General features: G+C 73.0%; 21 protein-coding genes, 1 tRNA gene and 2 pseudogenes. 18 read left to right on the forward strand and 6 right to left on the reverse strand.

From position 1 onward, the window contains the following. Positions 1-159: 159 nt before the first annotated feature. Positions 160-888 (forward strand): helix-turn-helix domain-containing protein, encoded by a 729-nt coding sequence (locus ACWCXH_RS07110; RefSeq protein WP_449800328.1) that lies wholly within the window; start codon positions 160-162, stop codon positions 886-888. Between the two features lie 260 nt (positions 889-1,148). Further along, complete coding sequence (locus ACWCXH_RS07115) at positions 1,149-1,628, forward strand: hypothetical protein (RefSeq protein ID WP_449800329.1); 480 nt, start codon at positions 1,149-1,151, stop codon at positions 1,626-1,628. Positions 1,629-1,972: 344 nt separating this feature from the next. Here ACWCXH_RS07115 and ACWCXH_RS07120 read toward each other — a convergent pair. Together ACWCXH_RS07120 and ACWCXH_RS07125 are read right to left on the reverse strand one after the other, a co-directional pair. Then, positions 1,973-2,559: pseudogene (locus ACWCXH_RS07120) on the reverse strand (histidine phosphatase family protein). A gap of 77 nt (positions 2,560-2,636) precedes the next feature. Beyond that, entirely contained in the window at positions 2,637-4,238 is a 1,602-nt protein-coding gene (locus tag ACWCXH_RS07125; protein WP_449800330.1) for an ABC-F family ATP-binding cassette domain-containing protein, read from the reverse strand. Positions 4,239-4,503: 265 nt separating this feature from the next. On the opposite strand from ACWCXH_RS07125, the gene ACWCXH_RS07130 reads away from it, so the two are divergent. Then, positions 4,504-5,445, forward strand: a complete 942-nt coding sequence (locus ACWCXH_RS07130; protein ID WP_449800331.1) for an ATP-grasp domain-containing protein — start codon at positions 4,504-4,506, stop codon at positions 5,443-5,445. A 115-nt stretch (positions 5,446-5,560) separates the two neighbouring features. On the opposite strand, the gene ACWCXH_RS07135 is transcribed toward ACWCXH_RS07130, so the two are convergent. Next, positions 5,561-6,901: an NAD(P)/FAD-dependent oxidoreductase gene (locus ACWCXH_RS07135; RefSeq protein ID WP_449800332.1), complete on the reverse strand. Its 1,341-nt coding sequence runs from the start codon at positions 6,899-6,901 to the stop codon at positions 5,561-5,563. A 389-nt stretch (positions 6,902-7,290) separates the two neighbouring features. Between ACWCXH_RS07135 and ACWCXH_RS07140 the strand changes: the two genes are divergently transcribed. The 7 genes from ACWCXH_RS07140 to ACWCXH_RS07170 all read left to right on the forward strand — a co-directional run bounded on the left by ACWCXH_RS07140 (position 7,291) and on the right by ACWCXH_RS07170 (position 13,604). Next, the gene (locus ACWCXH_RS07140) at positions 7,291-8,862 is read left to right on the forward strand and encodes a hypothetical protein (RefSeq protein ID WP_449800333.1); all 1,572 of its coding nucleotides are present in this window, start codon (positions 7,291-7,293) and stop codon (positions 8,860-8,862) included. A 140-nt stretch (positions 8,863-9,002) separates the two neighbouring features. Continuing rightward, positions 9,003-9,602 (forward strand): helix-turn-helix domain-containing protein, encoded by a 600-nt coding sequence (locus ACWCXH_RS07145; RefSeq protein WP_449800334.1) that lies wholly within the window; start codon positions 9,003-9,005, stop codon positions 9,600-9,602. 67 nt (positions 9,603-9,669) lie between these two features. Then, entirely contained in the window at positions 9,670-10,542 is an 873-nt protein-coding gene (lepB, locus tag ACWCXH_RS07150; protein WP_449800335.1) for a signal peptidase I, read from the forward strand. 142 nt (positions 10,543-10,684) lie between these two features. Further along, positions 10,685-10,933, forward strand: a complete 249-nt coding sequence (locus tag ACWCXH_RS07155; RefSeq protein WP_449800336.1) for a hypothetical protein — start codon at positions 10,685-10,687, stop codon at positions 10,931-10,933. Between the two features lie 171 nt (positions 10,934-11,104). Next, positions 11,105-11,764, forward strand: a complete 660-nt coding sequence (locus ACWCXH_RS07160; protein ID WP_449800337.1) for a double zinc ribbon domain-containing protein — start codon at positions 11,105-11,107, stop codon at positions 11,762-11,764. A gap of 153 nt (positions 11,765-11,917) precedes the next feature. After that, positions 11,918-12,307, forward strand: coding sequence for a hypothetical protein (locus tag ACWCXH_RS07165; protein ID WP_449800338.1), 390 nt, complete (start codon positions 11,918-11,920; stop codon positions 12,305-12,307). Between the two features lie 91 nt (positions 12,308-12,398). Beyond that, entirely contained in the window at positions 12,399-13,604 is a 1,206-nt protein-coding gene (locus tag ACWCXH_RS07170; protein ID WP_449800339.1) for a trans-sulfuration enzyme family protein, read from the forward strand. Positions 13,605-13,658: 54 nt separating this feature from the next. Here the strand turns inward: ACWCXH_RS07170 and ACWCXH_RS07175 are convergent, their stop codons facing one another. Continuing rightward, entirely contained in the window at positions 13,659-15,269 is a 1,611-nt protein-coding gene (locus ACWCXH_RS07175) for a SpoIIE family protein phosphatase (RefSeq protein ID WP_449800340.1), read from the reverse strand. 485 nt (positions 15,270-15,754) lie between these two features. Here ACWCXH_RS07175 and ACWCXH_RS07180 point away from each other — a divergent pair, with 485 nt between their 5' ends. From ACWCXH_RS07180 to ACWCXH_RS07205, 6 genes are all read left to right on the forward strand, one after another. Next, entirely contained in the window at positions 15,755-16,279 is a 525-nt protein-coding gene (locus tag ACWCXH_RS07180) for a hypothetical protein (protein ID WP_449800341.1), read from the forward strand. Positions 16,280-16,456: 177 nt separating this feature from the next. Next, a complete protein-coding gene (locus ACWCXH_RS07185; protein WP_449800342.1) occupies positions 16,457-16,819 on the forward strand; it encodes a cupin domain-containing protein in 363 nt (120 codons plus the stop codon). After that, positions 16,816-17,064, forward strand: a complete 249-nt coding sequence (locus ACWCXH_RS07190; protein ID WP_449800343.1) for a hypothetical protein — start codon at positions 16,816-16,818, stop codon at positions 17,062-17,064. Before ACWCXH_RS07185 ends, ACWCXH_RS07190 begins: the two co-directional genes overlap by 4 nt. A gap of 227 nt (positions 17,065-17,291) precedes the next feature. Beyond that, positions 17,292-17,591, forward strand: a complete 300-nt coding sequence (locus tag ACWCXH_RS07195) for a DUF4193 domain-containing protein (RefSeq protein ID WP_449800344.1) — start codon at positions 17,292-17,294, stop codon at positions 17,589-17,591. 353 nt (positions 17,592-17,944) lie between these two features. Then, a tRNA-Met gene (locus tag ACWCXH_RS07200) sits at positions 17,945-18,021 on the forward strand. 500 nt (positions 18,022-18,521) lie between these two features. Next, the gene (locus tag ACWCXH_RS07205; protein WP_449800345.1) at positions 18,522-19,280 is read left to right on the forward strand and encodes a COG4705 family protein; all 759 of its coding nucleotides are present in this window, start codon (positions 18,522-18,524) and stop codon (positions 19,278-19,280) included. Here ACWCXH_RS07205 and ACWCXH_RS07210 read toward each other — a convergent pair. Then, a complete protein-coding gene (locus ACWCXH_RS07210; protein WP_449800346.1) occupies positions 19,234-19,833 on the reverse strand; it encodes a universal stress protein in 600 nt (199 codons plus the stop codon). The genes ACWCXH_RS07205 and ACWCXH_RS07210 overlap by 47 nt on opposite strands. An 18-nt stretch (positions 19,834-19,851) precedes the next feature. After that, the gene (locus ACWCXH_RS07215; RefSeq protein ID WP_449800347.1) at positions 19,852-21,441 is read right to left on the reverse strand and encodes an oleate hydratase; all 1,590 of its coding nucleotides are present in this window, start codon (positions 21,439-21,441) and stop codon (positions 19,852-19,854) included. 240 nt (positions 21,442-21,681) lie between these two features. Between ACWCXH_RS07215 and ACWCXH_RS07220 the strand changes: the two are divergent. Beyond that, positions 21,682-21,855, forward strand: a pseudogene (locus ACWCXH_RS07220) (phosphoketolase family protein); the annotation flags it as partial. A 40-nt stretch (positions 21,856-21,895) separates the two neighbouring features. Continuing rightward, positions 21,896-22,714, forward strand: coding sequence for a universal stress protein (locus ACWCXH_RS07225; protein WP_449800348.1), 819 nt, complete (start codon positions 21,896-21,898; stop codon positions 22,712-22,714). Positions 22,715-22,737: the final 23 nt, after the last annotated feature.

Genomic DNA, 22,737 nt, shown 5'->3' on the forward strand with positions numbered 1-22,737 from the left:
GATCTGCAGGCGTTATATGGTTCATCATTGCAATGACGGTGGCGCTGAATGCAAAGGGGACTCAAGCTCGAATTGCAATGGGATCGGAGTGAATGCACACTGTGCGGGAGGGGTGCGGGCGCCCGGGCCCCGTACGGGACAGAGGGGAGACGAGCGTCGATGCCTGGAGGCAGGCTCACTGACGAGGACCGCCGGCACATCGCCGCAGGGCTGGCCGAGGGGCTCGGATACGCGGAGATCGGCCGGCGCCTGGGGCGGCCCGCCTCGACCGTCATGCGGGAGGTCGCCCGCAACGGCGGACCGGACGATTACGGCGCGGACCGGGCGCATGAGGCCACACGGGATCGCGCGCGTCGGTGCAAGCAGGTTCAGCCTGCGGCACCGTCCGTCCCCGACTGCGGCCACGGGCGTGATCCCCGAGCTGTCCTGGACCTCACGGAGTCCTTCACCACTCTGCTCGAACAGCAGGGCCTGCCACGGATGATGGCCAGGGTGCTGGTCTGCCTGTACGTCACCGACTCCGGCGCGCTCACCGCCGCCGACCTGGTCCAGCGGCTGCGCGTCAGCCCGGCGTCCATCTCGCACGCCGTCACCTTCCTCGAACAGCAGGGAATGCTCAGGCGGGAACGAGACCCGGGCGGGCGCCGCGAACGCTATGTCATCGACGACGAGATCTGGCTCCGGTCCACTCTTGCAGCGCTGCAGATGAACGAGGCCCTGGTGACCGCATCACGGCGAGCGGCCGAGATCCTCGGGTCCGCGACCCCCGCCGGCGCCCGCTTCGAATCCTCCGCCGAATTCCTTCTCCTCGTGAGCGAAACCCTCCAAAAGGTCATGGGGCAGTGGCAGCAGAGCCAGGACGCCCGGAGTCCCGGGCGACCGCAATGATCCCTCGCTGCTATCGGTGCGGGTCCAAGGAACTGCGCTCAAGCGGCCGGTGACCCGCGCAGGGGAACAGCTGCATGACCCTTCACTGCGTCGGCATCGGCGCGGTCATTTCGACAGGTCGATTGGGCTCAGGCACGGACTTCGTGAAGTCGATCGCGCCTCTGTGTGAGGCGTAGGCGTCCGGCACCGCTTGACGGCGCCTCGGTGGGCGCAGCCCCCGCTCGGGGAACCGTTCGGCAGCGGCGGTGCGTCCACCGTTCGTGTCCCAAGCGCTCTCCCTGCTCCACACGGCCTCCGGTGCCGACGACGCCAGGGCGGTCGTCGCCGGCCTCGTCTTCTTCGGCCCGCTGATCGCACCGGTCCTCTTCCTGATCGGTGCCCTCGTGATCGCGTACCGGGTACTGCGAGCCCGTCGCGAACGACGGCCGGCCCTCGACACCGGCACACTCGTCCGGCTGTCCTTCCTGGGTCTCTGCGCGGCGTACGAGGCCGTCACCACCGGCCTGATGTCCGGTCCGGTGTGGATGTCCGCCCGCAAGTACTGCGGCCTCCGAGGCTTTCCGGAGGACCGGATCACCACCCGGACGTTCCCCCTGAGCATGCGCTGCGGTCCCGACGGCGAACTCGTCCCGTCCTGGGTCAACCCGGTCCTGGTAGCCGGTCTGACTCTCGCCCTGGCCGCCCTCACCGCCGCCGCACTGACGGTGTACCGCACACACCGCCGCCCCCGCGCATCCTGAGTCGCTCCCGCCCCCACCGAGATCGGCCGATGTCACCCCCTCCGGACGCCGAAAGCCCCCGAACCGGCCACGGTTCGAGGTCTTCTCGCATTCGCCGGCCGCTGACCAGCCCAAGGCGCCGGGGCAGGGGTGCCTCGATCACCTGCATCAGGGACGCGACCCCCTGTCGGCCGTGGCCTCGGCCGTACCGCTGGGCAATCGAGAGAACCCGGCATGCCCAACGGCTTCCGCTCCTCCACTGGGCTACGAGTACAAGGCCGACCATCTCTCCGAATTCGCCAGCACCGCCGCGGCTCTCATCTGATACCCGCGTCTCGTGCGTCAGGCGTGACACCGGACTGCCGCTACGGGACGTTCCAGGCGGAGACCACTGGCTGCCCGTTCTCGGCAGCCAGGAAACTGAGCGGGCCCGGGTGCGGATGCCCGAGCAGGCGGGCGGCGGGCGCATCGAGCCCGAGCCAGCGCACGGCGATCACCCGCGCCAGATGCCCGTGAGCGACCACGGCGACATCGCCTTGGTCCAGCAGCGGCCGGATCCGGGCCAGCACCGCGTCCGTGCGCGCAGCCACCTGCCGGAGCTGCTCGCCAGGATGGGCGGCATTCCCGGGAACGACGCCGTCCCGCCACAGATCCCAGCCCGGCCTGGACTCCTGGATCTGTTCGGCCGTCAGCCCCTCGTAGCCGCCGTAGTCCCACTCCACCAGATCCGGATCAGCCTTGACGCCCGTCAGACCCGCAAGCTCGGCCGTCCGCATCGCACGGCTCAGCGTACTGCTGAACACAGCGGCCAGACGACGCTGGGCCAGCCTCGGAGCGGGCGCCCTGGCCGCGGCCTCACCCGCCTCGGTCAGCGCAACGTCGGTGCGTCGGCGTGCTGGCCCGACAGGCTCCACTCGGTCTGACCATGCCGGACAACTATCAGTTCTCCCATGGGGTCGCGCACGATATCGAGTCCGCGACGTCCGGTGGCCCCGGTCCTGCCCCAGGACCGGGGCCACCGGACGGGTGTCACGAGAGCCCGACGAGCTCCAGGTACGAGTCGCTCCACAGGTCCTCGTCCCCGTCAGGGAGGAGCAGGACGCGGTCCGGCCGGAGCGCCTCGATCGCGCCCGGGTCGTGGGTGACCATCACGATCGCGCCCGGGTACGTGCCGACGGCCGCCAGGACCTCGGCCCGGGAGGCCGGGTCCAGGTTGTTGGTGGGCTCGTCGAGGAGCAGCACGTTGGCGCCGGAGTGGACGAGCCCGGCGAGCGCGAGCCGGGTCTTCTCGCCGCCGGACAGGACGCCGGCCGGCTTGTCGGCGTCGTCGCCGCGGAACAGGAACGCGCCCAGCACGTGCCGCAGTTCGCCGTCGGTGAGGGCGGGCGCGGCCAGGGCGAGGTTGTCCCGGACGGTGCGCGTCGGGTCGAGGGTGTCGTGCTCCTGGGCGAAGTAGCCGAGCCGCAGCCCGGGCCCGGGGACGACGCGGCCCGCGTCCGGTGTCTCGTGGCCGGCCAGGATCCGCAGCAGGGTGGTCTTGCCCGCGCCGTTGAGGCCGAGGACGACCAGCCGGGAGCCGCGGTCGACGACGAGGTCCAGACCGCGCAGGACGGGCCGGCCGCCGTAGGCCTTGGCGAGGCTGATCGCACCGAGCGGCATGCGGCCGCAGGGCTCGGGTTCGGGCAGCCGGATCCGGGCGACGCGCTCGGCCCGGCGGACCGGTTCCAGGTCGGCGAGCATCCGGTTGGCGCGGCGGGCCATGGTGCGGGCGGCGGTCGCGGTGGCGACGTTGGCGCGCATCTTCTCGGCCTGGGCGTTGAGGGTGGCCGCCTTGCGTTCGGCGTTGGCCCGCTCGCGGGCGCGGCGGCGCTCGTCGGCCCCGCGCTGGGCGAGGTAGGCCCGCCAGGAGGTGTTGTGGACGTCGATCGTGGCGCGCTGCGGGTCGAGGTGGAAGACCCGGTTGACGGTGTCGGCGACCAGGCCGGTGTCGTGGCTGATCAGCACGAGCCCGCCCGGGTGGCCCGCGAGGAAGCCGCGCAGCCAGGTGAGGGAGTCGGCGTCCAGGTGGTTGGTGGGCTCGTCGAGCAGCAAGGTGCCGCGGTCGGCGAACAGGATCCTGGCCAGTTCGACCCGGCGACGCTGACCGCCGGACAGTGCGCCGACCGGGCCGTCCATCACCCGGGTGGGCAGCCCGAGCCCGGCCGCGACGCGGGCGGCCTCGGCCTCGGCCGCGTAGCCGCCGCGCGACTGGAACGCGGCCTCGGCCCGCACGTAGGCGTCCATCGCCCGCCGCTCGGCGGCCGGGCCGTCGGCCAGTGCCATGGCCTCCTCGGCGGCACGCAGGGCGCGGACGGCGGAGTCCAGGCCGCGGGCGGACAGGATGCGGTCGGTGACGGTGACGGCCGGGTCGGCGGCGCGGGAGTCCTGCGGGAGGTAGCCGACCGCGCCGGTGCGGGTGACGGTGCCGGCGGCGGGCGCCAGTTCGCCGGCGAGGGTGGCGAGCAGGGTCGTCTTGCCGGCGCCGTTGCGGCCGACCAGGCCGATCCGGTCGCCGGGGGCGATGTGCAGGCTGACGTCGGACAGGAGGAGGCGGGCACCGACGCGCACGTCGACACCACGAGTGGTGATCATGGGATAACGCTCCGAAACAGCGAACGGACACACGGGTGGCGTGGAGGCGGGTCCGTCAGCTAGGAAATTCGGGGCGTGGACATGCGGCCGAGGGTACCGGGGGCGGGTGGGGGTCGCATCCGAATTACGGCACGCGGTCGGCAGTGTGCGGCCGACAGCGCGCGGCCGTTCCGTCACCGGCGCATGTGATTTCGGCCAGGGCGTCACGCGGATGGCGCGCGAGGCGTCCTTGCCGGGCGCGGATGCGCATCGCTTCCATGGCCGCATGGGCCGACGAGACATCGTTCTTCTGACCGACCACAGCTCGACCGAGGGCACCCGGGACGCGATGGCCACGGCCGTCCGGAGGCTGACCGGCCGCGAGCCCGTCCTGGTGGACGCGCGGCACTTCATGACGGACGGCGCCGACGGGTGCGGCGGCACCGGCCGCATCGAGGTCGAGGGTGTCGGAGCGGTGCGGTTGGAAGCAGGGGGACGCGTCGTGACCACGGACACCGTGGTCGTCTACGAGATCCCGCCGCACCGGCGCCGCGCGTTCGCGCACTGTCAGCGGCTGCTGCGCGCACACGGCGTCCGTTCGCTCGGCACCGACGCCGAGGCCTGGCGCGCGGCCACCGAGAAGGACGTCACCGTCGCGTGCTTCACCCGCGACGGCGTGCCGCACATGCCGACGGTCGCGCTGTCCCGGCCGAGCCCGGAGGCCGCCGCCGAGGCCTTCGAACGGCTCGGCGGCGACGTCTGGGCCCGGCCGTGCGTCGGCATGGGCGGTGACGACGTCTTCCACGTCACCACCCACGCCCAACTCGCCGCCGCCGCGCAGCACTACGCGGGCTTCGGCGCGGACTGGCTGATCGCCGGGGACGCCCGGAACTTCACCGCCGACGGGCAGCGCCACCAGTACCGGGTGGTCGTCCTCGGCGGCCGGGTCGTCCGCGCGACGGAGCACGTCCAGCCGGACGCCGACGCGCCGTGCAACGAGTGCCGGGGGGCCGTTTCGACCCTGCTGGAGGCGGACGGACTTCCGCCGGGTCTCGCGGAGTTGGCGGTCTCGGCGACGAAGTCCCTCGGCCTCCCGTTCGCGGGCGTCGACCTCGCCGCCGAGAGCGGCGGCGTGGTCTTCGAGGTCAATGTCCACCCGGCCTTCGGCCGGACGCGAGGGGTGGACCAGGTCGCCGTCCCGTACGTCGCAGCGCACCTGCGGTCCTGAGCCTGGCTCCGCGCTGACCGCCTCCGTGGTGACCGCCTCCGCGCTGACCGGCCCCGTGGTGACTGGCCCCGTGGTGACCGGCTCGGCAGTGGCTCGGCTCAGCCCCCCGCGGGACTCAGCTCCGCAGGATCGCGGCGAGCAGCGCCGGGCGGAACAGCATCGTCGGCGGCGAGACCAGCGACATCACCTCGTGGAAGGCCGCCGTGACCGCCGGGTTGCGGGTCGCGGCGGCGAGGACCTTGTCCAGGAAGGCGTGCTGCACCTTCAGCATGGCGCCGGACGGGCCGCCGGTGGTCGCGGCGAAGCGGACGTCCTCGGTGCAGGACATCGCCCACGCGTTCTTGGACACCGCCGCCACCTCGCGCCGGGCGTCGCGTGCGGTCGCATGGCCGATGCCGCCGTGCCGCAGTGCCGCGCGGCGCAGTGCCTTGGCGTTGAACAGCGAGACCGTGATGCCCTGTCCGTACACCGGGTTGAAGGTGCAGGCGGCGTCTCCGACCACGACCAGGCCCTCCGGGGAGCGGCGCTCGTAGTGGCGCCGCACGCCCGGGCCGGGGACGAAGCCGCGCACCTCGCCCGCCGGTTCGGCGTCGCGCAGCGCCTCGCGCAGGCTCGGGTCGCGCAGGAGGGTCAGCTGCCGGTCGAACCCGGCCTCGCCCGGCTCGGGTTCGGCGCCGCGCATGCCGGCCAGGCTGACGATCCAGCGGTTGCCCTCGACCGGGAGCAGCACCCCCAGGCGGGGGGCGTCGGGGGCCTTGGTCTGCAGGTAGATCGCTTTGCAGCCGAGGTCTTCGGCGCCGGCCGGACGGTGGAACAGCCGGGAGGTGTAGGCGACGCCCGCGTCCACCCGCTCCTCGGGCACCGCCGGGCAGCCGAGCTCCGCCAGCCAGCCCGGCAGCGAGGACGAGCGGCCCGCTGCGTCGACGACCAACTCGGCCGGGATGTCCCGGACTTCGCCGCGCTCCGGGCCGCGCTCGCGAACCTTGACGCCGGTCACCGCGTGCGCCGAGCCGAGCAGGCCGACCACCTCGGTGCCCTCCAGGAACTCGATCGACGCGTCGGCCCGGACCCGGTCCAGCACCATCTTGTCCAGCACCGGGCGGGTGCACGAGAGGAAGGCCATCTCCGCGGGGTAGTCGGCCATCCAGCCGGCCGAACTGAGCCAGCGCAGCTCACCCGACGTGGCGACGTGCGAGGCACCCGCGTCCGTCAACTCCTGCTTGATTCCGGGCATCATCTCCTCCAGCGCCCGGTGTCCGGCCTCCAGCACCAGGTGCGCGTGCCGCCCCTGCGGGACGCCGGCGCGGAAGTCCGGCTCCGCCGGATAGCGGTCCCGCTCCACCACCACGATCCGCTCGGCGTAGCCGCGCAGCGCCCAGGCCGCCACCGTTCCGGCGAGTCCGCCGCCGATCACCACCGCCGTGCCCCGCCCGGGGGCCCTCTCCATGGAAGTCATGACACGTAGCGTAGTTGGGAGGTGGTGTGCGCGTAGTCGGGTCGCGGCGGTGAACGCGCGCGCCTGGTGGTCCGGTTGACGCCGGGATGAGCGGCGACGGGCCGGCTCGCGCGTGGCTCGGTGCGGGGACCCCGGGGACGTTTCGCCCCGCTCCCGCCTCCGCCACCCGATCTCCCGCACCCGGGCTGCACGCAGCCTGTGCGCAGCCCGCGTCGAGAGACGGCGCTAAGAACTCGTCAAGATCGGCGTCCGGTGCTGCCAAGGAGGCATCCGGAGGCGTCTCATCGTCGACGGCGCGAAACAGCGTCGCTCGGCGGAGAGAAACGGTTCCGCGAAGGCCCCACGACGAGGCTCCCGCGGACCCGCAACGGGGAAAAGGACGTGCGGTCATGACCACGGCGGCTACGGGCAGAACGGCCACGTCGGGGGAGGGCGCCCCAGCAGGGGCCGATCCGGGAGGGGCGAGCCCGGCGCCGGCGCCGCCGGGACCCACCGCCCCCCGCGTCCCGCACCACCTCCCGACCGGCCTCGGCCCCCGCCTGGCGCAGGGCGTCCGCCGGGTCGGCGGCCGGGCCTACTGGACCACCCCGCGCCTCGTCCGCGGCCTCACCGCGCTGAGCCTCGCCACCCTGCTGGGCCTCGGCGCCACCGCCACCAGCGTCCTCGGTGGCGCCCGCGACGGCACCGACACCATCGGCCACAACGCCGCCCCGCAGGCGGCCCGCGCGGCCGACCTCTACTTCGCGCTCAGCGACATGGACGCCCAGGCCGCCAACCTGCTCCTGATCGGCGCCGATCCCGACTACACGGCGCTGCACAAGACCACCCTGGACACCTACGAGCAGCGCCGCGCCCAGGCCGACGACGACCTCCAGCAGGCCGCCCAGGCCGCCGGCGCCGACCCGGCCTCGCAGCACGCCGTCCAGCGCGTGCTCGGCGAACTCGGCAGCTACGAGGCCCTGGTGGCCCGCGCCCAGTTGCTGGAGGACCAGGCCAAGGCCCCGGCCGGCAAGCCCTCCGAAGACGCTCTGGCGGCCTACCGGCAGGCCACCGACCTGCTGCGCCGGCAGCTGCTCCCGGCCGCCGACCAGGTCACCGCCGCCAACGAGGCGGTCGTCGACCACGTCTACTCCCAGCAGCGCTCCGCACTGAGCGGCGGTTGGTGGGAGCTGGCCGTCGTCGGCCTGTTCACGCTCGTCGTGCTGCTCGCGCTCCAGCGGACGCTGACCGTGCGCTACCGCCGCGTCGTCAACCCGGCGCTGGCGGCCGTCACCCTGCTCACCGGCATCGTCCTCGGGATCGGCCTGCACCTCGTCTCCAAGTCGGACGACAACCTGGTGACGGCCAAGAGCAACGCCTACGACTCGGTGATCGCGCTCAGTCGCGCCCGCGCCGTCGCCTTCGACATGAACGCCGACGAGAGCCGCTACCTCACCGACCCGGTGCTCGCGGCCACGTACGAGCGGACCTACCTGGAGAAGACCCAGTCGATCGCCCGCCTCGACGGCGCGACCATCTCCGGCTACAACGGCCGGCTCGCGGCCGCCATCGCCAAGCACCACGCCGACCGCTCGGTACCGTTCGGGGGCTACCTCGGGACGGAGCTGAGCAACATCACCTTCCCCGGCGAGCGCGACGCCGTCGAGCGGGTGCTGACCGCGTTCCTGTCCTACCAGCAGGTGGACCACAAGATCCGCGAGCTGCACGACGCCGGCCGGCTCAAGGAGGCGGTGACGCTCAACACGGGCCTCTCGCAGGGCCAGTCCAACTACGAGTTCGACCAGCTGAGCAAGGCGATGGGCGACACCATCGACGTCAATTCGCACGCCATGGACGCGGCCGTCGCCGACACCGACGACTCCCTCGACGGCACCACCGCGGCCCTGGGCGCGGCGGTCCTGGCCGCAGCACTCCTCCTGGTCGCCGTCGGCGTGCGCCCCCGCCTGCGCGAGTACCGGTAGCGCCCGGAGCGGGGCCCGGTGACGGACGAACCGTCACCGGGCCCCTCGGCGTGGTCGTGCGAGGAGATCCGCTGACGATCCGATGACTGTCCGCTGTGCCGGTTTGACAAGCGGGGTTGCCGTGGCGGCGAATGGCGGGTATGGGCGACGACGCGGATTTCGAGAATGTCCTGAACACGGTGGGGCCCCGGCTGCGGGCGCTGCGGCGGGAGCGGGGGACGACGCTGGCCAAGCTGGCGGCGGCCACCGGGATCTCGCTCAGCACGCTGTCGCGGCTGGAGTCGGGGCAGCGGAAGCCGACGCTGGAGCTGCTGCTGCCGCTGGCGCGCGAGTACCGGGTGCCGCTGGACGAGCTGGTCGGGGCACCGGCCACCGGGGATCCGCGGATCCACCCGCGGCCGGTGACCAGGAACGGGCAGACCATCGTGCCGCTCACCCGGCACCTGGGCGGGCTGCACGCGTACAAGCACGTCATGCCGCCGGGGCACGGGGCCGGACCCGGGGTGGAGTTGAAGGTGCACGAGGGCTACGAGTGGCTGTACGTGCTGTCCGGGCGGCTGCGCCTGCTGCTCGGGCCGCACGACCTCGTACTCGGCGCCGGGGAGGCCGCGGAGTTCGACACCCGCACCCCGCACGCGTTCGGGAACGCCGGTCCGCAGCCGGTGGAGTTCCTCAGCCTGTTCGGGCCGCAGGGCGAGCGCATCCACGTCAGGGCACGCCCGGGAACCTCTGTTCGGTAGGTTCGTTTCCTGACAGCGGGGGGTTTCCGTTCCGGGCTCCCGCAGGCCGTCGGGAGGGGCCGAGGAGATGAGTGTCCAGCAGAGCACGGAGACCGGTGACAGCGGTGGGGCGGCGGAGGACCCGGGGGGCAAGGAGAACGAGGGCAAGGGCAAGGGCAAGGAGAGGAAGAAGCGGCCCTTCTGGCAGGAGCTGCCGATACTCCTGGTGATCGCCCTGCTGCTCTCGCTCGGCATCAAGACCTTCTTCGTCCAGGCCTTCTCGATCCCGTCCGGCTCGATGGAACAGACCCTCGACATCGGCGACCGGGTGCTCGTCGACAAGTTCACCCCCTGGTTCGGCGCGAAGCCCGAACGCGGCGAGGTGGTCGTCTTCCGCGACCCGGGCGGCTGGCTGGAGGGCCCGCCCGCGCAGTCGGGCGGCTCGGTGACGGGCACCGTCCAGAAGGTGCTGAGCACCGTCGGCCTGATGCCCTCGGCGGACGAGAAGGACCTGATCAAGCGGGTGATCGCGGTCGGCGGGGACACCATCGAGTGCAAGAAGGGCAGCCCGGTGAAGGTCAACGGGGTCGCGCTGGACGAACCGTACATCTTCCCCGGCTCCACGCCCTGCGACAACGACCCGGTCGGCACCGTGACCGTCCCCAAGGACCACCTGTGGGTGATGGGCGACCACCGGAACAACTCGCGCGACTCCCGGCCGCACCACAACGAGACCGGCGACGGCTTCGTCCCGGTGGACAACGTCGTCGGCCGGGCCTTCGTGGTGGCCTGGCCGATCGCGCACTGGAGCACGCTGCCGGTGCCCGACACCTTCGACCAGAAGGGGCTCGCCGCGCAGTCCCCGCTGGAGGCGCCGTCCGCCCCGGCTGCGGCGGCGCTGGTCGCAGCCGTGCCGCTGACGCTGTGGCGGCGCCGTCGCCGGGCCCGCCGCCAGGACTGAGGCGGGCTCGGAACGGGGCCCCGGAACCCCGCCCGCGCCGCTCTACACGCCTGTAGAGTTCGACGGGTGAGCTGCACGCCTGGTCGCGTGGCCGCCCGACCCGGGGAGGCCGACGGCCAAGTCCGGGCCGGGAGGCGGAACCGTGGTGGAGAGTCGGCGCAGTGCCGTGGACGGCGGGGAACCGGCGGAGCCGGACGTCCAGTGGGTGTACCAGCCGGTCGAGGTGCACCTCGCGGACGGCTCCTGGGCGCTCGGGCGGATCAGCGGCTGGTGGCAGGACGCGGGCGGTGACCGCTGGTGCCGGCTGCGGGTCACCCGCAGCGGCCATCCGGCCTCCTGGGAGCGGTTCGACCCGTCGCGCGTGGTGCTGCTCCCGGTCGCGGGGCTGTGACGGGCCCGGCCGGGTGGATCCCGGCCCCGCGAATGTCCCGGTTCGGTCCCGTTCGTGACTCAACTGTCCTGCGGGACCTGGCGGAACCGGCCCAGGTCGTGCGAACGTCCCTCCGGGCGCGGTCGACGTGAGGACCGCCCACCTGCCATTTCTTCACCACCCGGGGACGACGTGAGTTCCGAGATCTACTTCAGCAGCAACTACCGCGACATGTGCGAGCAGTACGGCACGGGCGCGGGCTTCCAGTTCGAGTTCTACTGCTACCGCTGCTCCGACACCTGGCGCTCGCCGTTCGAGGCGTTCACCACCGGCCAGGTGGCCGGGTGGATCGGCAAGGGCGTCAGCGCCGCCTGGAACCTCATCGGCGGCAACGCCAACACCATCAGCAACGCCGCCGACGGCCTGGCCGGGCACACCTGGGGCAGCGCGCGCGACGCCGCGTTCCAGCGCGCGATCACCAACGCCCAGACGCACTTCAACCGCTGCGCCCGCTGCACCACCTACGTCTGCGGCCGCTGCTTCGACCCGGCCCAGGGCCTGTGCCACAACTGCGCCCCGGACACCGCCGCCGAGGCGATGGCGGCGCAGCGGCGCGGCCTCAACGACGTGGTCTCCGAGCGCGCCTACAGCGTCGGCCAGCAGTCCGGCGCGGAGTTCGACGTGAACGCGCGGCGACAGCTGGTCTGCCCGCAGTGCTCGGCGGAGACACACGGCACGCCGTTCTGCCCGGGCTGCGGGCACCGGCTCGCGCAGCCGGCGGAGTGCACGAGCTGCCACAAGGAGGTGCCGGACGGCGCCGCGTTCTGTCCGTCCTGCGGGACCAGGCGGTGACGTCGGGGGGTGACGAGGCGCGCTCCCGGGTTCGCTCCGCGGCGCGCTCCCGCGATTTCCGGCCGGCGGCGGGAACCCGGGCGGCCCGGCACGTCGTCATCCTCCATGGTTGACGCCCGGGCAGGACCCGGGTGCCGAAGTACGAGGAGCACGATGACTCACCGGATCGCACGTTCGATCGCCGGCGCCCTGGTGGCACTGCTGGCCGCCGTCGGCCTCACCGCCGTGGCGTCGAGCGCGTCCGCGACGGCCGCACCCCGCGCGGCGGCGGTCGCCCAGACCACGGCCGCCCGGACCACGGCCGCGACGGCGGGCGCCGCCGGACCGGCCGCGCCCGCCGTCGCGGCCGTGGGGGCCGTCGACCGGTCGGGGGCGGCCGCGCACCTGGCGGCGCCGCAGACCCAGCAGAAGAAGAAGTCCGGGTTCTTCGCCAAGCTCGGCAAGTTCCTACTGGTCGTGATCATCCTGATCATCCTGTTCTTCGTGCTGCTGATCATCGGCATCATCTACCTCGTGAAGCGGATCTTCAGCCGCCGCCGCTGAGCCTCCGGACGAGTCCGCGCCGCGCCGTCCGGGGCCAGTTGACCGCAATTGGCCCTGGGCGGCGCGGCCGTCCGGCCCGAGGATGGCGGGCATGAGCGACTTCGACAGCGACTTCGACCGCACCCTGCGCCCCGAGAGCCGGATCGTCCACCCACCCGTCGCGGAGGTGAACGGCAGCCGCCCGATGGGCGTGCCGCTCCACCAGAGCCACCTGTTCGCCTTCGACACCAGCGACGCCCTCGTGGCGGCCTTCGACGGCCCCGGCGGCGCGTTCTTCTACAACCGGTACGGCAATCCGACGGTCCGTTCGCTGGAGGAGGCCGTCGCCGGGCTGGAGGGCGGGACGGGCGCGCTCGCCACCGCCTCCGGGATGGGCGCCATCAACACCGTGCTGCTCGCCCTGCTCCGCTCCGGGGACCACGTGATCGCCCAACGCAGCCTGTACGGCGGGACGTTCGCGATGCTGGCCGACCTCGCCGAGCGCTGGGGCGTCGAGGTCACCCACGTCCGGGGCGACGACCCGGCCGAGGTGACGGCGGCCCTGCGGCCCAACACGCGGCTGCTGCACCTGGAGACGATCTCCAACCCGACGACGAGGGTCACCGACCTGTCCGGCCTGATCGGCGCGGCGAAGGCGGCGGGGGTCGTCACCGTCGTGGACAACACCTTCGCGACACCGCTGCTGTGCCGGCCGATCGAGCACGGCGCGGACATCGTGATCCACTCGGCCACCAAGTACCTCGGCGGGCACTCGGACGTCCTGGCCGGGCTCGCCGTCTTCGCCGACGCGGAACTGCACCGGAAGGTGTGGCACCACGCGATCGAACTCGGCGCCACCGCCGACCCGTTCGCCGCCTGGCTCACCCTGCGCGGCCTCCAGACCCTCGCGCTGCGGGTCCGCCGCCACTGCGACACCGCCCTCGACCTGGCCGGTCGCCTCGCCGCGCACCCGGCGGTGACCGCCGTCCACTACCCGGGCCTGCCGGCCCACCCCGACCACGCGCTCGCCCTGCGGCTGTTGCCCGAGGGGCACGGCGGCGTCCTCGCCTTCGACCTCGTGGGCGGGCGGGAGGCGGCGCGCGCGTTCACGGAGTCCGTCCGCGTGGCATCGCTCGCGCCGTCGCTGGGCGGTGTCCACACGCTGGTGCTGCATCCGGCCAGTACGTCCCACCGGCAGCTGTCCGACGCCGAGTTGGCGGCGGCCGGGATCGGCCCGGGGACGGTCCGGGTCGCGGTCGGCATCGAGCACCCCGAGGACCTGTGGGCGGACCTGGAGCAGGCACTCGCGAAGGCGTAGGGCGCTCCTTCAGGGCCCGGCCCCGCTGACCGCCCGGCGTCGCCGGCCGGGCGGTCAGCGGGGCCGGGGCCGGGCGGCGAGGAGGGCGATGTCGTCTTCGGCCGGCGTCGGGGCGAGCGAGTGGAGGAGGGCGTCGAGGAGGTCGTCCAGTTCACCCTCGGCGGGGAGGCGGAGGCCGGCGAGCCGCGCGAGCGAGACGTCGATGTCCTCGTCGCGTCGTTCGACCAGGCCGTCCGTGTAGAGCAGGAGGGTCTGGCCGGGGGTGAGCAGGTGGGTGGTCTGCTCGTAGTCGCCGAGGCCGGTGCCGAGGGGCGGGCCGGTGGGGACCTGCAGGAGCTCGGTGGGGCGGCCCGGGGTGATGAGGGCGGGCGGCAGGTGGCCCGCGCTGGAGAGCGTCCACCGGCCGCGGCTGGGGTCGGCCAGCACCAGGAGGCAGGTCGCGGGCCGGGCGGTGTCGTCGGCGGAGATGACGGTGTCGAGCTGGCGCAGGATACGGTGCGGCGGCAGGTCCATCCCGGCGACGTCCCGCAGGGTGGACCGGTAGTGGCTCATGTCCACCGCCGCCTCCACGCCGTGGCCCATGACGTCGCCCATGACGAGCAGCGTGCGCCCGAACGAAAGCCGGACGGTCTCGTACCAGTCGCCGCCGACCACCGAGGTGGTGCCCGAGGGCAGGTAGCGGAAGGCGAGGCCGAGGTTCTGGTGCGGGTTGCCGGGTTCGTCGAGCAGGGCGTGCTGGAGTTCGAGGGCGATGCCCTGGGTGTGGGTGTGGCGGCGGGCGTTGTCGATGCTGGTGGCGGCGCGGCCGGCGAGGTCGGCGAGCAGCGCGGCCTCGTCCGGGGTGAAGGCGGGCACGGCATCGGTGCGGCCGAGGGTGAGCAGCCCGATCACCTGTCCGCGGGCGGCCAGCGGCAGCACGAGCAGTGAGGCGAGGCCGGGGCCGAGGTCCGCTCCGTCCGTGAGGACGGCGACGCCGCTCGCGAGGCTGCGCGCGCCGGGAGAGCCCTCGCGGTGGCGGACGGACTCGCCCGGGCGGGCCAGCTCGGCGAGGGCGGTGTGCAGCCGGGGGACGGACCCGGCGGCGGCGCGGTGCAGGCGCTGGGCGCCGCCGCGGCGGGCCCGGGCGGCGGTGGCCTCGGGCGGCAGGACGTCGACGGTGACGAGTTCGGCGAGCCGGGGCACGGCGAAGGCGGCGAGCTCGGCGCACGTGGTGTCGACGTCGAGGGTGGTGCCGATCTGCTCGGCGGCCGTGTCGAGGAGTACGAGCCGGGCGCGGGCCTGTTCGAGTTCGTGCAGCTGCTCGCGGGCCGGTCCGGGGTCGTCGAGGACGACCACGACCACGCCGGCGGTCCGCCCGGCGCGCTCCAGCGGCCGGTAGCGCACGCGCAGGCCGGGCGGCACGGGGGCGCCCGGGGCGTCGGGGCCTCCGGTGACCTGTTCGCGGTCCCGGCCGTCGGCGAGCACACGGCGCAGGACGGCGGTGGCGTCCGCGAAGGCGGTGGCCCGGGCGGGGCGGCCGAGGAGGTCGGTGCGGTGCAGGCCGGTGACGGTGGTGAAGGCGGGGTTGGCATACTGCCAGCGCAGGTCGGTGTCGAGCAGGGCCACCGCGACGGGGGCGGCGACGAGGACGTCGCGGAGCAGGTCCGGACCGTCACTCTCGGTCACGGCGTCGGAGTGCGCAGTGAGGGCCGCCGTCGCTGCCGCCGCGGACCGGGGATCGGATGTGGCGGGCGTGCCGGTTCCGCCTGGGGCGGCGTCCTCTGTTCGGTGGCCGTGCCGGAACTGCATACGCCCATGATCACGCCCTTGGGCGCGGCGCGCCCGGAAGTGGGGGAAATCTTGACTGGGCGGAGCCGGGTTTGTGGCCGAGGGGTGCTTCACGGGCAGCTCCCGGCGTTGTGTGTGCGTGTGCGCACATGCAAGGACAAGCCGGCCGACCTGGACGGCCCGGCGATGCAGACGATGACGGGCGGTCGGGTCGCGGGCTGATCCCGGCTGGACCGCGGTGGTGAGGGGCGGGCGGGGAGGGGCAACGCTCAGTAGTCGATAGGTCTCGATCTGCCAACGAGTGTGCAATCCGTGCATGGACGGTGAGGAAGTTCTGCTTGAATCGCCCACCTCACCCAATCGGAACGGAGCGTTCTCCTCTCATGCCTTCACGGATACGCGTAGGCCGCGACGGCGGTCGTCGGGGCGCGGGTCTGGCCGTCTTCGCCGGATTCGTCCTCACCGTCGGCCTGGCGCTGACCGGTTGCGACCCGTCGGCTGCCGATGGTGGCGCCAAGGCCTCCGCGTCGCCCTCGCCGACGGCCGCCGTCTCCATGCCGGCCGCTGCGGCGCCCACGACCACGCCTTCGGCAGCCGGGCCGACGGCGGCCGCTCCGCAGCCGTCGGTGCCGCCCGCCACGCACTCGCAGGCGCCCGCGGGCAAGCCGTCCGCGAGCAAGGCGCCGCAACCGCAGCCGAAGGTGACGACGGCTCAGCCGCCGACCGATCCGGGGCCGCAGCAGACGGCGGCCGCGGGCGGCGGCTGCGAGATCCGCTCCAACGCGGGCAACTGCTACGCGGCCGGCCAGTTCTGCCGCGACGCCGACCTCGGCCGGAGCACCCACGACGCCGACGGTCGGGTGATCACCTGCCGCATGGTCAGCGGCAAGCCGCACTGGCAGGCCTGAGGGATCGCCTGACGCGGCCGTGTCGCCGCGCAGGAAGTCGGCCCGGCCACTTCCTGCGCGGTGGCGGCTCGGGGCGACCTACCTGGTCGTCGAACAGTCCCCGGCCCTCACCGCCGGCGAGCACGAGCAGGTGCCGGCCGGGGCTGAACCGAGGACCTGGGCCCGTTTGTCGGTGGTGTGCGGGCGCCGTTCTTCACCTTCCGCCCGCTCGCCGTCCCCTCCCGCGGCAGCACTGAGCTGGCCATCTGGGCGCTGGAACTGGCACCCGGCGTTCACAGCGAGACCCACAGCATGGACCGCGAGGAAGTCTTCGTGGTCATCGAAGGCAAGGTCTCGGCGACGGTCGCGGGTGAGGACGTACGCGCAGAGGCGGGCGACGCGATCGTCGTGGCCCGCCCACGCGACCCTGCAACTGCGCAACGGCTGCCCACACAATCCCGCCAAGCTCACGGCCGTGACCAGCGCCGGCATGAAGGCGACCGCCGGCGGGGTCACCTTCGCGCCGCCGTGGGCCCAGTGAACCGGCAGGAGCAACCATGAACGACGTCACCGCCGTGGCCCAGGTGATCCTCCAGGAACGCCGGGCCCGCGACCGCGGCTGGTGGGACCTCATGCGAGAGTGCCTCGCCCCGGACGCCGCATTACGCCTCAGCTGGTTCCGCGGACGGGGAGCGGCGTTCATCGCCGCTTCCCAGGAGATGGCCGCACGCGGTGACGCTGCCGGCCGGTGCTCCCGGCGGGCGGCTTGCCGGCGCGCCCAGTCGGCCGCGGCCTGCCTGGTGTAGGCGGCGTGGTGGAGCGCGGCAGGTTCCTCGGGGCTCATCGGCCGGCCGTTGTGCCGGGGCCCGGCGTCGGGGTGGGGATCGGCGGCCAGGACGGCGTAGGGTCGGTCCCAGGCGCGGTACTGGCCTTGCGACCGGCCCGTTCAAACTCGCGGCGTGCCGGCACTGCGCCGGCCGGGCAAGCGGTACGACCCGCCTTCCGGAACCGACCCTTGATGAGAAGGTACGCCTTGGCAACCGACTACGACGCCCCGCGCAACACTGGCGACGACGCCAGCGACGACAGTATCGAGGAACTGAAAAGCCGGCGTGATGACAAGCAGGGCTCCGCGGTCGACGTCGACACGGAGGCCGCCGAAGGCCTCGAGCTTCCGGGCGCCGACCTGTCCGGCGAGGAGCTGACCGTCCAGGTTGTGCCCCTTCAGCAGGACGAGTTCACCTGCATGACCTGCTTCCTGGTCCACCACCGCGCCCAGCTCGCCGGCGAGGACGGGAACGGCCGGCCCATCTGCCGCGACTGCGCGTCCTGACTGCGAAGAGAGGCAGAGCTGGCCGCATCCTGAACGGCGCACAGCCCAGACGCCGTGCTCCTGGACGTCCTGCGGGCCGCCCGTGAGGCCCATGCGAAGCGCGGCCACCGTGTTGGACGTGCAAGGGACCGCTCGGCGGCCGTCCGGGCTCCGAGCTGGAGCTGGGTGAGGAGGCGACGGCCGAGGCCGCCGAGTGCCCGGACTGCGATGTGGAGCGCGCCGGCGCGTGCGGCGAGCCGCTGATGCTGCCACTGCCCACCGACCGTGGGCGTCCAGTGTGGGCTGGCCCGGCGGCCCCGCGCGGGAAACCGATTTCGTGTTGGCGCGGTCATCGCTTAGGGTGATCTCACCGACGCGGGGTGGAGCAGCTCGGTAGCTCGCTGGGCTCATAACCCAGAGGTCGCAGGTTCAAATCCTGTCCCCGCTACCACCAGGGCCGGGGCCGGCGCACGATTGCGCGGGCCCCGGCTCTGTTCGTTGGTCAGCGGTGGGTGCGCCGCGCGGCACGAGACGTGGCGGCTGGAGGGCGGGGCCGGGGCCGCGATGCGGTGGCCGATGAGCAGCGGTCGGGACGGCGATGAGGTATGGGCAGCAGGCGCCGACGTAGACGTGCGAGGCGTCCATCACCTGGTCGGCCCGGGCCCTCGGCCGACGGCTGCTGGTGGGATGCCTGTGTCCGGTCCCGACGTGGCAGTACGCGGCATCACCCGTCCAGGACGCCGATCGACGCCGACCGCAGGCGGCCCTGAAACACCCGATTGCCGAGCCGTCGAGTCATGCGTTCCGTGACGGCTCGGCATATACCGGTGACCAGGCACAACACGAGGACCTGGCAGCACGCCGACCCCAGGACCGCCGGTGGTGCTGTCAGCGATCCAACGATCGGCCTCGTGGGTGATGCGTATGGGAACTGCCGTGAGCAGGGCCGCCGTGAGCAAGTTGCCGAGGGTCGGCGCGTTGTTCTGGGCGATCAAGATCGTGGCGACCACCCTGGGCGAGTCGGTATCGAACTTCGTGTCGATGGCACCGCTGCACCTCGGCTACGCCGCTGCCGCGATCATCTTCCTGGTGGCATTCGGGCTCACCCTGACGGTGCAGCTGAAGTTCGACCGGTTCCAGCCGGTGGTGTTCTGGTCGGTGATCCTGACCACCAGCATCGCGGGCACCGCGATGTCCGACTTCATGAACCGCACGCTCGGCCTGGGCTACGCCGGCGGTGCGACCGTGCTGACCAGCCTGCTGGTCGCCGTGCTCGTCGGGTGGCGGTTGACCGGGCAGACCATGGACGTGGAACGGATCGACACCACCCAAGGCGAGATCCTGTACTGGACCGCGACCCTGGTGTCCAACACGCTGGGCACCTCCAGCGGTGACTTCCTGTCGAACGGTCTGGGTCTCGGCTTCCGCGACAGCGCTCTGCTGCTTTCCGGGGCGATGCTGCTGATCCTCGCCGCACACTATCTGACCGCGGTCTCGGGCACCGTGCTGTTCTGGGCGGCCTACGTGCTGACCCGCCCACTCGGGGCGGTCGCGGAGAACGCGGTGGAGAAGCCCGTCGTGCAGGGCGGACTCGGGGTGGGAACCACCGTTACCTCCAGTGCCCTGCTCGCCGTTCTGATGGTCCTGGTCGGCTACCAACTGCTCAGCAACGACGAGCAAACCCGCACGGTAGAGGACACTGCTCTCTGACGGCCTTGGGAGCGATCGAGTTCGGGGCATGGCGGGCGAACCGAGGGCGAACCGCTTCAACCGGGGCCTCATCACACCCGCGCGGAGGACGTGGGGCCCGGGACGGGTGAGACCGTCCCCGGCTCGTGCCGTTCCGGAACCCGGTGCAAGGACCCGGTGCCGGCCGTACGGACCGCTCACCCCGGGGAGGCGGCGGGGGCCCCACGCCCGGGGAGGGGCCACGGGTGTCGACGCCGACGACCACCTCGGGCCGATCGGGGCCGCCGGGCCGCTCGGACTCCCCGGCGCGGACGAAGATCGCCGACACCTCGCACCAGCCGGCGACGGCGAGGCCGACCGATCCGACCAGCAGGCCCGCGAAGCCCCCGAGTCCCCGCGAACCGAGGACCAGCAGTTCCGCGTCGAAGGCCGCCTCGGCGGCAGCCCAGCGGGCCGCGGCGGTGCTCTCGGGCGAGCCGTCGACGCCGGCCAGTACGTATGTGCTCGCGGGGAATGCTCCGGTTTCTCGGGCGATGGCGGGGGAGTGCCGGGTGGCACGGCACTCCCCCGCCACCTGGGAATGGGACGGGGCTCAGCCGAAGGCGGTCTTCAGGGCCTGGAACGCCGTCTTCGGATCGAGCAGGGCGTGGTGCACCGGCGGGACGGGCCTGTCGAGGCCGAGCAGCCGGTAGACGGCGTGCATGGCGCCGCGTACCGAGTACTCGACGGTGAACACCACGTCCTCGGGGATCTCCACGTACTGCCCGAGGAAGGCGAAGTTGCGGGCGCCGTGCGGGATCACCAGCGGACGGTCGCTGACGCCGCGCCGTGCGAACTGGCTGGTGATGTAGGGCATCATCACCGTGGTCACGGCGGTGGTCTCGCGGACCTCGTCGGCGATGTCGTCGAAGCCGAGCAGGCCGAGCAACTCGTCCAGGACCTCCCGGCCGGTCGACTCCGCCATGGCCTTGCCGGTGTGCTCGCCCGGGGTGTCGATGAACAGCCCGTAGCCCCACAGGGTGAACACGTCCTCGGGCTGGCCGTCGAAGTGCGGCGGGCGAGGCACGACGATCGACATCAGCCACGGCGAGTCCTTGAAGGTCATGAGAGCGCCGGTGCCGGGCGCGTTGCCGCTGAACTCCTCGATCCGCTTGAGCAGGGCGGGGCTGCGCATCGTCAGGGTGAAGGACTCCCAGGCGGCTTCGGCGATGTTGCCGTTGAAGACGGCGGGCCGGCCGAGGTCGGGGGCCTTGCGGGAGAGCGTCTCCCACAGGGCCCATCCGCCGTCGCGCTTGTCCCGGACCAGCTCGGGCACGGTGTCGTCACCGCCGTAGGCGGCGTCCGCGGTCATCGAGCCGAGCGTGATCAGCGCCAGGTCCGACTCCGCGAGTTCGACGCTCTCCGGACGGCCGTCGCGGACCAGGTGAAGGCGCCGGGCGCGACGGATCCCGTCGTTCTCGGTGAAGTCCACATCGGTGACCCGAACGCCGTGCTCGAACCGCACACCGTGCTCGACCAGCCACCGGGTGAGCGGGCGCACGATCGAGTCGTACTGGTTGAGCCGCGTGCGGCGGACCCCGGAGAGGGTGTGGATGCGCGGGAACTCCTGGACGAAGCGCAGGAAGTAGCGCTTGAGCTCGATCGCACTGTGCCAGTTCTGGAACGCGAACGTGGTGCGCCACATCGCCCAGAAGTTCGTGGCGAAGAAGTGCTCGGAGAAGAAGTCGTCGATCCGGCGGGCACCGATCACCGACTCCGGCAGCGCCAGCAGCCGGGCCAGTTCGATCCGGTCGCGGGTGTCCAGGCCGAGCTGGGAGGCGTCGAGGACGCGGTGCTCCCGGTCGATCAGACGGGCCTTCGCATCCGTCGGCCACTCCTGGTTGAAGTCGAGGATCTCCTGGCGCACGCTGGTGTCCGGGTCGTCCAGGCTGGGGATGGTCTCCAGCAGGTTCCACAGGCAGGTGTAGGCCTCCTCCTCCAGCATCCGCCCGCCCCGGGTGACGTAGCCCCGCTCGGCCGCGCCGCGCCCGTCCAGCGAGCCGCCCGCGAGCGGGAGCTCCTCCAGGACGTGGATGTTCGTGCCGGGGAACTCGCCGTCCCGGATCAGGAAGGCGGCTGCGGCGAGCGAGGCGATCCCGCCTCCCACCAGGTAGGCCCTGGTCTCGCGAGTGCTGTCGATCATGTTCCGTCCAGGGTGTCGGAGAGCGGCGTCGTGCGGCGCGCCTGCACCGATCGGCAGGCTCCGCCAGCCTCCGTCCTCGGGGGGCGCCGGCCCAGGGCCGGGCAGCCCGGGAACGCAGGGCCACAGGTCCTGTCCGTCCGGTCCCGACGTGCCCCGACCGGCCCCGTGCGCCATCGCGTCCCGGCGGTGACGATGGTGCCGAGACCCCCTGTACGTGTCCGGGCAGGACCCGCTGGCGGTGACCTCGACCGCTACCGCCTGGTCATGGACGTCATCGACCGCACCCCCGGCCTCGCCGTACGGGCGGCCGCCGTCCGGCGGCGGATGGCCGACCAGCGTGCCCGACACCACGACTGGATCCGCGAACACGGCACCGACCTCCCCGAGGTCGCAGACTGGACCCAGGGTTCCTGACCGAGGATCAGGGGGGGCCGTCATCGAGGAGACAACCACCGTGGACCTGCCCGTCACCGTCGGCATCGACACCTCCGAGGCGAGCCTGGCGGCCGCAGACTGGGCCGCGCGCGAGGCGCTGCTGCGCGGCCGGCCGCTGCGCGTCCTGCACGCCCTGCCCCCGATGGCCCACCCGCTGCCCGGCCGGGCGGCAGGACTGCCGTCCGACGGGGGCGGCCTGCTGCACGAGGTGCAGCACATCCTCGCCGTGCGCCACCCCGGAGCGCTCCTCCACACCGAGGAGATCCAGGACGTCGCCACGTCGGCGCTCTGCGCCGCCGCCGAGGACGCCGAACTGCTGGTGGTCGGGACTCGCGGCGACGGCGGCTTCGCCGGGCTGCGGGTCGGGTCCACTGCCCTGTACCTCGCGGCCCGGGCCGGCTGCCCTACTGTGCTGCTCCCGGCCGAGTCGGCGGGCCCGGAACAGCGCGATCAGGTGGTGGTGGGCGTGGACGCCCGCCGCCCCGCCGAGGCGGCGTTGGAGTTCGCGTTCGCCGCTGCAGCACGGTACGGCCTGCTGTTGCGGGCCGTGCACGCCACCGCCGTTCCGGTGGCTGACCGGGCCGCTGGGGGAAGGGACGGCGAGGCCGGGCTGCTCGCCCGAGCCCTCGCCCCCTGGAGAGCCGCGCATCCGGGCGTCGAGGTCGTCGAGGTGACGGAGCGCGCGGCTCCCGGACTGCCGCTGGTGGAGGCGTCGGCCAAGGCGGCCCTGCTGGTGGTCGGCCGTCGTCCCACCGTCCGGATCGGCTTGCTCGGCCCTGTCGCCCATGCGGTCCTGCATCATGCGGTTTGCCCGGTGGCGGTGGTACCCGACGCGTGAACCACCCGCACGCCGCCGGGACC

It is taken from the genome of Kitasatospora sp. NPDC001660 (genome assembly GCF_053596725.1).